The sequence below is a fragment of the Enterococcus sp. DIV2449a genome, assembly GCF_051711225.1.
Lineage (GTDB): Bacteria > Bacillota > Bacilli > Lactobacillales > Enterococcaceae > Enterococcus_D > Enterococcus_D casseliflavus.
This window is the reverse complement of sequence record NZ_JBIOME010000001.1, coordinates 2246417-2259105: the sequence shown is the minus strand read 5'-3', so window position 1 is coordinate 2259105 and position 12689 is coordinate 2246417. Positions and strand designations below refer to the sequence as shown.

Below are 12689 nucleotides of genomic sequence, written 5' to 3'. Positions count from 1 at the left end.
GAGATGAAAAAGCATGATGAGTATCAGACGAAGAAATGGCGTAAAAGCACCAACTAGAAAAGTAACTTTATTGGATTTTTTGATGGGTGTTCTGCTGCTGCTAGGGGTTTTGATCATCAGTTATCCTTTTGTAAGTAATCAGCTCAACACGTTTTTGGATAAACAGTTGATCAGTTACTACCAAAGCCAAGCCAAAAAAATGAGTGAAATAGAAAAACAACAAAAAAGGAACCAGTTGGAACGAGCAAATCAAGAGCTGGCCCAGCAGCCCAGCAATCCTGGAATCAAAGAAACGCAAGATTCACCCGAAACAAGGGACTCAGAATCAGGCGATACACCTGATTACTATGAACGACATACGATCGGCGTTTTAAAGATCCCGGTGATTGGTGTCGTTCTCCCGATTTTTGATCAAACCACCGATACGCTGTTAAAAAGAGGCGCAACATTATTGGAGGGCGCTTCGTATCCAATTGGTGGTGAAGATACCCATGCAGTTCTGTGCGGACACCGTGGGTTAACGAGTGCAACGCTCTTTACTGATCTGCCTAAGCTGCAGATCGGTGATGAGTTTTATATTGAAACGTTTGATGATACATTGGCGTATCAAGTAGATCAGATAAAAACGGTCGACCCTGATGATACTCAGGCATTAAAAATTGTGAAAGGCAGCGATTACGTCACGCTGTTGACCTGTACCCCCTATATGGTCAATAGCCATCGTTTATTGGTACGGGGCAAAAGAATTCCTTATGTTGAAGAAAAAGAAACAGCCGCCGCCAAAAAAGCACAGCAGCAAAAAGTAGGATTGATGCTAGGCGTGATCACTGTTCTTATCCTCCTCTTGTTGATTAGTAACAGGATTCAGCGGAAAAAACGTCTTCATTCGAATACTTCCATTGATGAAAAGTAAGGATCGTTCGTTTTTCTCAATAAGTAGAAGAAAATGACTTTTTAACCTTAGTCAGAATGAAACATGTCGTGTGAAATATGGTACAATAACTAAGATAAAAGATAGCAAAAAAGCAGTCAGTCTATCGCGAGTGTGTTAGGAAAAACCAAAACAAAGCGGTAAGGATGCTTCATTCAACCACTTCCCCAAAATCAAAAAGTCAAGGTGCGTTGAAACAAACGCGCTCGAAGCTTTTCCTATGCATCAGGTTGGAAAAAGAACATTGATCCGCAAACAGTTCAGCTAGTTTGCTGCACTGATGGGTTTCTCTGACTCAAAAAAAGCAAGCGATCCTCGTTCTTGTCACCCATATATTACACGGATATCGAAACGACTGTCTTTTTTATCAATTCGAAGAAGTACCAAGGAGGAAAACGTTCAAATGACCATTCAATGGTTTCCAGGCCATATGGCGAAAGCCAGACGTGAAGTAAGTGAAAAATTAAAGTTCGTGGATATCGTTTTTGAACTCGTGGATGCACGCTTGCCGATTTCATCCCGCAATCCCATGTTAGATCAATTATTACAACAAAAACCACGATTGATCTTAATCAATAAAACGGATCTAGCAGATCCCGTTCAAACCAAAAAATGGGAGCAATATTTCCAAGCACAAGGCTATCTAGCACTGGCAATCAACGCCCAAGACAACCAAGGGGTCAAAGCCATTGTTCCTACAGCGAAACAAGTCTTGAAGGAAAAAATTGCTCGCGACAAAGCGAGAGGCTTGAAGCCTCGTGCGATTCGAGCAATGGTGATCGGCATCCCGAATGTCGGAAAATCGACCTTGATGAACCGCTTAGTAGGGAAGAAAATCGCTCAGACGGGCAATAAACCCGGCGTGACGAAAGGGCAGCAATGGCTGCGTTTTGGGACTGATCTAGAGCTTCTAGATACGCCTGGGATCTTATGGCCAAAATTTGAAGATCCTGAGATCGGCAAGAAGTTGGCATTGACCGGAGCGATCAAAGACCAGCTGATCCATTTGGATGATATCGCATTGTATGGTCTTGATTTTTTTGCCCGCTATTATCCTGAAAGAATCGCGAATCGTTACCAACTAAAAGCGGAAGAAGAGGCGTTGTTAGCGCCCGATCTGTTGATGAAAATCACGGAAAAACGTGGCTATAAAGACAATTACGATCGAGGAAGCGAACTCGTTGTCTTCGACATTCGGCAAGGGAAATTGGGCCGATATACACTAGATCGAGTGGAGGAAATGGAAAGCCAAGATGAAACAACCGATTAAGACAATCAAAGAGCGATTATTTGATCCAGCTTTCAATGACCAAGCGTATTTGCAGGCGCTGCAAGCAGATGAACGAGCGGGGGTCCAAAAGCTGCTGCAACAATATGAGAAACAGCGAGTGAAACACCAGCTATTGCAGGAAAAATACGAAGAAATGATGCGTTTTGAAAACGAAGCATTTCAGCAAGGCGCCCGTTTTATTGCTGGTTTAGATGAAGTGGGGCGCGGACCATTAGCAGGACCCGTTGTGTCAGCTGCGGTCATCTTGCCTAAGGAATGTCAGATCTTAGGTCTAAATGATTCCAAACAGCTTTCTGCCAAGAAAAGAGAAGAGCTGTTTATCGAAATTCAAAACAAAGCCGTTGCTGTCGGTATCGGCGTGGTCAGTCCAGAAGAGATCGATCGGATCAATATCTATCAAGCCAGTCGTCTAGCAATGAAAGAAGCCTTGATCGACTTAGCAGTCAAGCCCGAGTATTTACTGATCGATGCGATGACGATCGATACGGAAATCCCTCAACAAAGCTTGATCAAAGGAGATGCCCGTTCCATTTCCATTGCCGCAGCAAGTATCATCGCCAAGGTATATCGAGACAACTTAATGAAAGATTTTCATGAAGTCTATCCTTTTTATGGGTTTGATCAAAATGCTGGGTATGGAACCAAAGTCCATTTAGAAGGGCTAGCTGCCCGCGGAATCTGTCCTATTCATCGAAAAACATTTGCGCCAGTAAAACAATATCTATAAATTTCATCCATCCCTCTTTTTTTAGCGAATCTTATAAGTAAGATTACTAAGAAAAGAGGGCTTTGTTTATGAAGTATCAACAAGCAACAGATTTTGAAAAACAGTTGATAAAACTGTACTACTGTCAGGGAATTGGTCTGCAAGGTTGTTGGAAGATCATTTGGCATTGGTTGGAAACAAAAGAGATGAATTGTTCGCTGGAAGAGATGATTGCCATCGGGGTCCTTCCACAGCACCGTGCGGTTTTTCGGCGATCATGGGAGCGATTGACAGACGAACACATCGCACAAAAGATGGGCGCACAAAACTACCTCACTTTCTTCTCGGCGGAGTATCCGATGCTTTTACGACAAATCGCGGACCCGCCATTGATGCTTTTTTATGAAGGGAATCTGCAATTGCTACAAACGACCATGATTGGCTTTGTTGGTGCAAGAACGGCGTCCTTATACGCACGAAAAGTTTGCGAAAAGCTGATTCCACCTCTAGTGACGGAAAATTATACCATCGTTAGCGGATTGGCCAATGGTGTCGACAGCTTTGCCCATGAATCAGCCATCAGAAATCGTGGACAAACCATTGCTGTGATTGCTTCTGGGATGGACCATTGTTATCCGTCATCTTCCTACCGTTTGTTCCAGCAGATCCGTCAAGAACATCTGGTGTTAAGCGAATATCCGCACGATACCAAACCGCAAAGATACCACTTTCCGCTGCGCAATCGCATTATTGCGGGGATCTCAAAAGGGGTCTGCGTAATTGAAGCCAAGGAAAGAAGCGGTTCTTTGATTACGGCACAGTTAGCGATGGAAAATGGACGAGAAGTTTTTGCAGTGCCTGGTGAAATGATTTCGGATCAGTCAAAAGGTTGTCACCGCTTGATTCAAGATGGTGCAAAATGTACGATTAGCGTGTCGGATATTTTACAAGAGTTAGCCTTTTTTTGATTTTTCCAATCAACCTTCCTTGACAAACCTTTTCTTGAAAGCTATGATAAGCTACGATTTGTATGTTTCATCTGCATACGATAGGTTCACTGATTGATAGAATATAATAGTAGGAAAAATTCAGGAAGGAGCCATTCTTTATATGGCATATAAATATTTAGTAATCGTGGAATCGCCCGCAAAGGCGAAAACCATTGAAAAATACCTTGGACGAAATTACAAAGTCGTCGCAAGTGTCGGTCATATTCGTGATCTCCCTAAAAGTAAGATGGGGATCGATGTCGAAAATGATTATGAGCCTCATTACATTTCGATCCGTGGAAAAGGTGACGTGATCAAAAGTCTCCGTTCTGCTGCGAAAAAAGCTGAAAAAGTCTACCTCGCAAGTGACCCGGATAGAGAAGGAGAAGCTATTGCTTGGCATTTAGCTTTTCTACTTGGACTAGATTTAAAAGATAAAAATCGTGTCGTCTTTAATGAAATCACTAAAGATGCGGTCAAAGCAGCCTTCAAAGAGCCAAGAACGATCGATGTGGATCTCGTCGATGCTCAACAAGCACGGCGGATCTTAGACCGTTTAGTCGGGTATTCATTGAGTCCGATCCTTTGGCGCAAAGTCAAAAAAGGGTTAAGTGCTGGACGTGTTCAATCGGTGGCGCTTAAGATCATTATTGATCGTGAAAAAGAGATCCGTGATTTTGTTCCTGAAGAATATTGGAGCATTGATGGAAACTTTAAAAAAGCCACGAAGAAATTCAAAGCCAATTTTTGGGGCTTAGATGGCAAAAAGAAAAAATTACCGAATGCTGAAAGTATTAAAGAAGTCACCGATCGCCTTTCTGGTAAAGACTTTCAAGTGACAAAGGTTGAAAAGAAAGAACGCAAACGGAATCCATCTGCACCATTTACCACCAGTAGTTTGCAACAAGAAGCAGCCCGCAAACTGAATTTTCGAACACGGAAAACCATGATGGTCGCACAGCAGCTCTATGAAGGGATCGCCCTTGGCAAACAAGGGACTGTCGGTTTGATTACCTATATGCGTACCGACTCGACGCGAATCGCTGACACAGCCAAAGGGGAAGCAGCCGAATTTATCGAAAACACCTATGGTTCAGAGTTCTCCGCTCACGGTGGCAAAAAACGCGCCAATGCACAAGGGGCGCAGGATGCCCATGAAGCAGTAAGACCGACCAGTGTTTTGCGTACGCCAGAAGCCATGGAGAAATTCTTAGACAAAGACCAATTAAAATTGTATCGCTTGATCTGGTCTCGCTTTGTGGCTAGTCAAATGACGCCTGCCATTTTGGATACGATGAAAGTTACTTTGGATCAAAATGGTGTCATCTTTATTGCTAATGGTTCAAAGATCAAATTCAAAGGATTTATGCAGGTCTATGTGGAAGGACGCGATGATGGCAAAGAAGACAAAGAGAACATCTTGCCAGAGTTAGTCGAAGGAGATGTCGTTCAATCCGTATCGATCGAACCGAAACAGCATTTCACCCAACCACCTGCTCGTTACAGCGAAGCAACGTTGATCAAAACCCTTGAGGAAAACGGTGTGGGTCGTCCTTCAACCTATGCACCGACGTTAGAAACCATTCAGCGGCGTTATTATGTGAAATTGACGCAAAAACGTTTTGAGCCAACTGAACTTGGTGAGATCGTCAATTCGTTGATCGAGGAATTCTTCCCGCAAATTGTTGATATGCATTTTACTGCTGAAATGGAAAATAGCTTGGATAGCATTGAAGCTGGGAAAGAAGAATGGGTCAAAGTTGTCGATCAGTTTTATCGCCCATTTGAAAAAGAATTGACGACTGCAGAAGAAAGTATCGAAAAAATTCAAATCAAAGATGAACCCGCAGGCTTTGATTGCGATCTTTGTGGTCATCCGATGGTGATCAAATTAGGCCGCTACGGAAAGTTTTATGCTTGCAGTAATTTCCCAGATTGCCGCAACACAAAACCAATCGTGAAAGAAATCGGCGTTGAGTGCCCGGTCTGTCATCAAGGGCAAGTCGTTGAACGCAAATCGAAGAAAAACCGGTTGTTTTATGGTTGTATCCGCTACCCTGAATGTGACTTTACTTCTTGGGACAAACCAGTGGGGCGTAATTGTCCGAAGTGTGATAATTATTTAGTCGAAAAGAAAGTCAAAGGTGGGAAACAAGTCGTTTGTATCAAAGGCGACTATGAAGAAAATGTGCAAAAATAACTAGCAGGATATCCTGTTAAAAAAGAATCGGCGTATTCTCTTGAACGGTCAGCCTCATTATTGGCTGACAAAAGAAAGCGCCGGTCCTTTTGATTAATACAAGCTGTTTCTTATGAAAAGAGACGAGCTTTTGAAATAAAAGGAGAGCACTATGAAAGAAATCAATGTTATTGGTGCCGGTTTAGCCGGAAGCGAGGCTGCGTGGCAAGCAGCGCAAGCAGGTGTCGCAGTAAATCTTTATGAAATGCGTCCTAAGAAGTCGACAGAAGCCCATCACACAAATAATTTTGCCGAGCTTGTTTGTACCAATTCACTACGAGGCAACAATTTAACGAATGCGGTCGGTGTCTTGAAAGAAGAAATGCGTCGCTTGGATTCAGTGATTATCACTTCTGCAGACAAAACAGCGGTTCCAGCAGGTGGTGCCTTAGCTGTGGATCGCGATGATTTTTCAGAGTTGGTCACCAAACGTGTCAAGGAGCATCCTTTAGTTACAGTCATCGAAGAGGAGATCACTGAAATTCCAGAAGGCATCACTGTGATCGCAACAGGTCCATTGACTTCTGAACCGCTCTCAAAAGCGATCCAAGCGTTTAACGGATCTGAAGGATTTTATTTCTATGATGCCGCAGCTCCAATCGTTGACAAATCAACCATCAATATGGATAAAGTTTATTTGAAATCTCGTTACGATAAAGGTGAAGCAGCCTATCTGAACTGTCCGATGAATGAAGAGGAGTTTTATGCGTTTCGTGAGGCCTTGGTCAATGCAGAGGTGGCTCCTTTGAAAGAATTCGAAAAAGAAAAATTCTTTGAAGGGTGTATGCCGATCGAAGTCATGGCTGGTCGTGGTCCGAAAACCATGTTGTTTGGTCCGATGAAACCAGTTGGGTTAGAAGATCCGAAAACTGGCAAGCGTCCTTACGCAGTGATTCAGCTGCGTCAAGACAATGCGGCGGCTTCTCTTTACAACATCGTTGGCTTTCAAACACATTTGAAATGGGGCGAACAAAAACGGGTATTCCGGATGATCCCTGGCTTGGAAGAGGCTGAATTTGTGCGCTATGGCGTGATGCATCGGAATAGTTTTATGAATTCACCTGAGCTTTTGCAACAAACCTATCAATCGAAAAAACGTGAGGACCTCTTTTTTGCTGGACAAATGACAGGGGTCGAAGGGTATGTGGAAAGTGCAGCCAGCGGGTTGATGGCTGGCATCAACGCTGCCAAACTTGCAAAAGGCGAAGCACCGATCATTATGCCACAAGAAACGACGATTGGTAGTATGGCGTATTATATCACCCATGCTGAAGGCAAACACTTCCAACCAATGAATGCAAACTTTGGGTTGTTGCCAGAACTTCCAGAGCGAATCAGAGACAAGAAATCCCGTTATGAAGCATTGGCAAATCGAGCGTTAGCTGCTTTAGAAAAAGCCAAGGAACAATTATAAGCACGATGATCGAAAACTTTCTTACTGATAATTGGTGAGAGAGTTTTTTTTTAATTTGTCTTGAAACTTTAATCAAGGTGACTTATGATAGACAGTAACAATGACAGAAGGTGGTGAAGATGGTGATCGGAGAATGGATTCATTTGATTCAAAACTATTTACAGCGTTTTCCTACAGTGATCCAATTTTTAGGTTTGCTGATCCTCTTGGTCGGGGGCATTTTCGTTGTCTTTGTTGCATTTAGTTTGCTGTTGGGCCCCTTTATGTGGCTCTACAATCGCATCACAGACAAAAACCGCAGCAATGTCATTAGCCGCAATGATTTTGTGATCGGCGAACTGACGGAAAAGATTGTCGGAGACACAATCGGCGAAGTCATGGAAATAGGGAGTCAAGGTGCACGTTCTGTTTATCCTGCTCGTTTTTTTCGGGAAGAAGATCGTGAAAACAATGTTCGATTGCCAGTCGGCACCAAAGTCATCATTGTCGATTTTGATAAAAAAGGGATCGCGTTGGTGGTTGAAAGTAAAAATTTTATAGAATAGGAAGTGTTAGGTTATGGTGGATACAGGATCAGCAGTCGATTTTTTAAGTAATCCGATCTTATGGGGCGTCGTCCTCGTTGTTTTATTGATCGCCTTTTTGATGATACGCTACCGAATCGGAAAACCCGATGAAGCGTTGATCGTCACGGGGTCGTTTTTAGGAAAAGAAGGCATCAAGATTTTAAAAAACAGTGGGACGTTTGTGATTCCTATTGTTCAAAAGGCACATAAATTAAGTTTACTGACCCACAAGTTAGAGATTGGGACACCAGAAGTTTATACAGAACAAGGCGTACCGATCAAAGCCAGTGCCACGGTGTTAGTGAAAGTCGGCAACAGTACCGAGTCGATCAAGACAGCCGCTGAACAATACTTGGGTAAATCCACTGGTGAACTGGAAGATGAAGCGCAAGAAGTCTTAGAAGGTCACTTACGGGCAATTCTAGGAACGATGACGGTGGAAGCCATCTACAAAAATCGCGATGATTTTGCGGAACAAGTACAAGAAGTTGCCTCTACGGATTTGAAAAAAATGGGGCTGGAGATCGTATCATTTACGATCAAAGACGTTAGCGACAGCAATGGTTACCTGGATGCTTTAGGGCGTCCCCAGATTGCTGAAGTGAAGAAGAACGCTGAAGTAGCAGAATCCAATGCCTTAAGAGAAACGCGGATCAAGCAAGCTGAGAATGAGCAATTGGCACAGCATGAAGAGATCCGTCGCCAAACAGAAATCGCGGAAGCGACAAAAGATATGGCGTTGAAACAAGCGCAGTACAAACAAGAACGTGAAGTTGCGGATGCGAAAGCGGAGCAAATCGCGGTCGGTGAACAAATGAAAGTGCAATTGATCGAGCAAGAAAAAAATATTGAGATTCAAGAGAAACAAGCGGAATTGACAGAAAAAGAATTGAATGCAACTGTCCGTAAAAAAGCCGAAGCAGATAAATATGTCGTTGAACAAAACGCATTAGCAGACAAAGCCCGTGAAATCGCCCGAGCACAAGCCGAAGCGGAAAAAGTCAAATTGGCTGCACAAGCGGAAGCGGAACGAATTGAAAAATTAGGTAGTGCCGATGCGGAACGAATCGCAAAAGTCGGTCAAGCCGAAGCGGAAAGCCGTGAAAAGATGGCGATTGCTTTGACCAAACTGAACGAAGCTGGTATTTTGATGGAGTTCATCAAAGTGCTGCCTGAAATCGCAAAAGAAGTCAATGCGCCCCTTAGCAATATCGATAAAGTGGTCAGCTTTGGCGGCAACGATGGGCTTCAATCAATGGGGGAAGCTGGTTTAGCGCGAACCTTTGATACGATCAAAGAAACCACCGGATTAGACTTAGTGGCGTTGATCAATGACACGATGTCCACAAAACAAGGAAACAAAGAGCTAGTTCAAGCTGTTTCAAAAAGCAATGGTTCGCCTCAGCCAACAACTGGTCCAATCGAATAAAAGCAAATAAGTGGAAACGTATCAGTCCCTCTCTATTTTGAGAAAGGGATTGGTACGTTTTTATGGCTCTTTTGAGTGATCTTTCTGAAGAATGATAAGAATCTTACGAAGATTCTTAGAAAGTTTTCACAATTATGTCTAAACTTTGAAATATTGATTAAATTCTGACAATTCATTTGTTTTTTTTTGTGGTCTATGCTAAAGTTATTTCGAATCATGAAAAGGGGGGTTACTTTGCAAACGGATCAATTACAAGAAGAGTTTTTTCGTTATCTTATTGTTGAAAGAGGGTATTCGGAAAAGACAAAAAAAGCGTATCAAGAAGATATGAGCGATTTTTTTCACTTCTTGAAAGAGTCTGGCAATGAAGACCCGTTAGCGGTGGAGTATCGTGATGTTCGTGTCTATTTGAGCTATTTGACGGAACGAGGGTATAGCCGTAATTCCATCAGTCGGAAAATGGCTAGCTTGCGTTCATTCTACCAATTTCTAACCAAGCATGAGATCGTCAAAGAGAATCCCTTCGCCTACATTCATTTAAAAAAGAAAAACGCTAAATTGCCGCGTTTTTTTTATGAAAAGGAAATGGATGCTCTTTTTCAAAGTGTCGCTGGTGATGAGCCATTACAACAGCGCAATCAAGCATTGTTAGAAGTCCTTTACGGTTCAGGTCTGCGGGTCAGCGAGTGTAGCAGTCTGACGCTGGGCGCGATCGATTGGGAAAGCGGCGTTTTGCTGATCCACGGAAAAGGCAACAAAGATCGCTATGTTCCTTTCGGCAGTTACGCACAAGCGGCAGTCAAGCGCTATCTTACCTCAGGACGCAAGCAGCTGATGGCAAAGCAGAACAAGGAACACGAGGTTCTCTTCGTGAATCATCTTGGTGATGGGATCACTGCAACTGGGATCGAGTATGTATTGAATCAAATCATCCGAAAAAGCAGTTTAGACAGTAAAATCCATCCTCATATGCTGCGGCATACGTTTGCGACCCATCTATTAAACAACGGCGCCGATATGCGGACCGTTCAAGAATTGTTGGGGCATGCCAATCTATCGACGACACAGATTTATGCGCATGTCACCAAAGACAGTTTACAAAAAAATTATCGCCAATTTCATCCACGTGCGTAAAATTGGTACAGGAGGAACGTAAATGAAGTCAGAATTTCATTCAACCACCATCTGTGCGGTTGAAAAAGATGGCAAGTTTGCCATGGCCGGTGACGGACAAGTAACGATGGGAGAACAGGTCGTTATGAAAGGAACCGCTCGGAAAGTCCGTCGAATATACAACGGTGAAGTGATCGTTGGCTTTGCCGGTAGTGTGGCAGATGCCTTTACCTTGGAAGAAAAATTTGAAGGAAAACTAAATGAATACAACGGAAACTTGCAACGAGCTGCAGTAGAGTTGGCACAAGAATGGCGGACGCAGCAATCGATGCAAAAATTAGAGGCGATGCTGATCGTCATGAATGACAAGGAGATGCTCTTAGTCTCTGGGACAGGTGAGGTCATTTCGCCAGATGAAGGGATTTTAGCTATCGGTTCAGGTGGAAACTATGCCTTGGCGGCAGCCCGTGCGATGAAACGTTATGGCGGTGAACTATCTGCCAAAGAAATCGCTGAAGGTGCCTTGAATATCGCAGCAGACATTTGTGTCTTTACAAATCACAATATCATTGTAGAAGAGTTTTAAAGAGGGATGACGATATGACAAATCAAAACAAATCACCACGAGAGATCGTGAAAGAATTAGATGAATACATCGTTGGACAAACCAATGCCAAAAAATCAGTGGCGGTTGCTTTAAGAAATCGTTACCGCCGTCTGCAATTAGATGAAAAAATGCAGCAAGATGTCACACCAAAAAATATTTTGATGATTGGACCAACGGGCGTTGGGAAAACGGAAATTGCGCGACGGCTAGCGAAAATCGTTGATGCGCCTTTTGTTAAGCTAGAAGCAACGAAATTCACAGAAGTCGGTTATGTCGGTCGAGACGTAGAATCGATGGTTCGTGACCTTGTAGAAAACGCGATCCAAATCGTGAAAAAAGAACAATATAAAAACGTACGCATCCAAGCGGAGAAAAAAGCCAATCGTCGTTTAGTAAAAGTCTTAGTTCCTGGTATTAAAAAGGAACAGAAAAAGAACACCAATCCTTATGAACAAATGATGAATATGTTCAACGCCGCACAACAACCAGAAGAACCAAAAGAAGAATTGACAGATGAGATTCGCAGCAATCGCCAAGCGATTTTTGAACAATTAGAAAAAGGCCTTTTGGATAACCGAGAAGTGACGATCCAAGTCGATGAACCGAAAAATCAAGCGCCAATGATGAACAATGGCTTAGAACAAATGGGCATTGATTTGAATGAAACATTAGGTGCATTGAAACCGCAAAAGAAAATTGAACGCACAGTAACCGTGAAAGAAGCGCGGGAATTGTTGATTCAAGAAGAATCCTCCAAACTGGTCAACGACGCGGATATTCATAGCGAAGCATTACGTTTGGCGGAATCTAGCGGCATCATTTTTCTTGATGAAATCGACAAAGTTTCTTCGAAATCACAGCAATCAGGAGAAGTTTCTCGTGAAGGGGTGCAAAGAGATATCTTGCCGATCGTTGAAGGCTCACAAGTCAATACGAAATATGGAACGTTACAAACCGACCATATTCTCTTTATCGCTTCAGGCGCATTCCATCTATCAAAACCAAGCGATTTGATCCCTGAGTTGCAAGGGCGTTTCCCAATCCGCGTGGAGCTGGATGACTTGACGAAGGAAGACTTTGTTAAAATTTTAACGGAACCAAACAATGCCTTAGTCAAACAATACGTTGCCTTGTTAGGAACCGAGAATGTCAAAGTGGTCTTTACGATGGAAGCCATCGAAAAAATTGCCGAAATCGCGTATCAAGTGAATCGCGATACCGACAATATCGGAGCCCGTCGTTTGCATACGATCCTGGAGAAACTACTTGAAGATCTATTGTTTGAAGCATCTGAGATGCAAATGGGTGAAATCACGATCACAGAAGCGTATGTGGAAGAAAAACTTGCGTCAATCGCAAAAGATGAAGACTTAAGCCGGTATATTTTATAAAGGGAGCGGACCA

The 12689-nt window shown here is 43.1% G+C and carries 11 protein-coding genes; all 11 read left to right on the top strand.

What is annotated here, in order from left to right:
- Nucleotides 1–13 precede the first annotated feature (13 nt).
- The 11 genes from IGI76_RS10550 (at nucleotide 14) to hslU (ending at nucleotide 12676) form a co-directional block, all read left to right on the top strand.
- Nucleotides 14–913, top strand: coding sequence for a class C sortase (locus IGI76_RS10550; RefSeq protein ID WP_179190642.1), 900 nt, complete (start codon nucleotides 14–16; stop codon nucleotides 911–913).
- 421 nt (nucleotides 914–1334) lie between these two features.
- Nucleotides 1335–2201 (top strand): ribosome biogenesis GTPase YlqF, encoded by an 867-nt coding sequence (ylqF, locus tag IGI76_RS10545; RefSeq protein ID WP_231434825.1) that lies wholly within the window; start codon nucleotides 1335–1337, stop codon nucleotides 2199–2201.
- Nucleotides 2185–2949, top strand: a complete 765-nt coding sequence (locus IGI76_RS10540) for a ribonuclease HII (protein WP_231434824.1) — start codon at nucleotides 2185–2187, stop codon at nucleotides 2947–2949. Before ylqF ends, IGI76_RS10540 begins: the two co-directional genes overlap by 17 nt.
- A gap of 68 nt (nucleotides 2950–3017) precedes the next feature.
- A complete protein-coding gene (gene dprA / locus IGI76_RS10535) occupies nucleotides 3018–3896 on the top strand; it encodes a DNA-processing protein DprA (RefSeq protein WP_005229619.1) in 879 nt (292 codons plus the stop codon).
- A 142-nt stretch (nucleotides 3897–4038) separates the two neighbouring features.
- Nucleotides 4039–6117, top strand: coding sequence for a type I DNA topoisomerase (gene topA, locus IGI76_RS10530; protein ID WP_438781516.1), 2079 nt, complete (start codon nucleotides 4039–4041; stop codon nucleotides 6115–6117).
- A 151-nt stretch (nucleotides 6118–6268) separates the two neighbouring features.
- Entirely contained in the window at nucleotides 6269–7570 is a 1302-nt protein-coding gene (trmFO, locus tag IGI76_RS10525; RefSeq protein ID WP_005229622.1) for an FADH(2)-oxidizing methylenetetrahydrofolate--tRNA-(uracil(54)-C(5))-methyltransferase TrmFO, read from the top strand.
- Between the two features lie 119 nt (nucleotides 7571–7689).
- A complete protein-coding gene (locus IGI76_RS10520) occupies nucleotides 7690–8115 on the top strand; it encodes a hypothetical protein (RefSeq protein ID WP_231434823.1) in 426 nt (141 codons plus the stop codon).
- A 13-nt stretch (nucleotides 8116–8128) separates the two neighbouring features.
- Nucleotides 8129–9565 (top strand): flotillin family protein, encoded by a 1437-nt coding sequence (locus tag IGI76_RS10515; RefSeq protein ID WP_010749391.1) that lies wholly within the window; start codon nucleotides 8129–8131, stop codon nucleotides 9563–9565.
- Nucleotides 9566–9760: 195 nt separating this feature from the next.
- Nucleotides 9761–10699, top strand: coding sequence for a tyrosine recombinase XerC (gene xerC, locus IGI76_RS10510; RefSeq protein WP_081091721.1), 939 nt, complete (start codon nucleotides 9761–9763; stop codon nucleotides 10697–10699).
- Nucleotides 10700–10721: 22 nt separating this feature from the next.
- A complete protein-coding gene (hslV, locus tag IGI76_RS10505; protein ID WP_005229630.1) occupies nucleotides 10722–11264 on the top strand; it encodes an ATP-dependent protease subunit HslV in 543 nt (180 codons plus the stop codon).
- A gap of 14 nt (nucleotides 11265–11278) precedes the next feature.
- Nucleotides 11279–12676 (top strand): ATP-dependent protease ATPase subunit HslU, encoded by a 1398-nt coding sequence (gene hslU, locus IGI76_RS10500; RefSeq protein ID WP_010749393.1) that lies wholly within the window; start codon nucleotides 11279–11281, stop codon nucleotides 12674–12676.
- The last annotated feature ends 13 nt before the right edge of the window (nucleotides 12677–12689 follow it).

Bases quoted from the DNA above. Each gene is read 5' to 3' on its own strand.
- IGI76_RS10550 (WP_179190642.1), top strand. From the start codon at position 14: ATGATGAGTATCAGACGAAGAAATGGCGTAAAAGCACCAACTAGAAAA.
- ylqF (WP_231434825.1), top strand. From the start codon at position 1,335: ATGACCATTCAATGGTTTCCAGGCCATATGGCGAAAGCCAGACGTGAA.
- IGI76_RS10540 (WP_231434824.1), top strand. From the start codon at position 2,185: ATGAAACAACCGATTAAGACAATCAAAGAGCGATTATTTGATCCAGCT.
- dprA (WP_005229619.1), top strand. From the start codon at position 3,018: ATGAAGTATCAACAAGCAACAGATTTTGAAAAACAGTTGATAAAACTG.
- topA (WP_438781516.1), top strand. From the start codon at position 4,039: ATGGCATATAAATATTTAGTAATCGTGGAATCGCCCGCAAAGGCGAAA.
- trmFO (WP_005229622.1), top strand. From the start codon at position 6,269: ATGAAAGAAATCAATGTTATTGGTGCCGGTTTAGCCGGAAGCGAGGCT.
- IGI76_RS10520 (WP_231434823.1), top strand. From the start codon at position 7,690: ATGGTGATCGGAGAATGGATTCATTTGATTCAAAACTATTTACAGCGT.
- IGI76_RS10515 (WP_010749391.1), top strand. From the start codon at position 8,129: ATGGTGGATACAGGATCAGCAGTCGATTTTTTAAGTAATCCGATCTTA.
- xerC (WP_081091721.1), top strand. From the start codon at position 9,761: ATGCTAAAGTTATTTCGAATCATGAAAAGGGGGGTTACTTTGCAAACG.
- hslV (WP_005229630.1), top strand. From the start codon at position 10,722: ATGAAGTCAGAATTTCATTCAACCACCATCTGTGCGGTTGAAAAAGAT.
- hslU (WP_010749393.1), top strand. From the start codon at position 11,279: ATGACAAATCAAAACAAATCACCACGAGAGATCGTGAAAGAATTAGAT.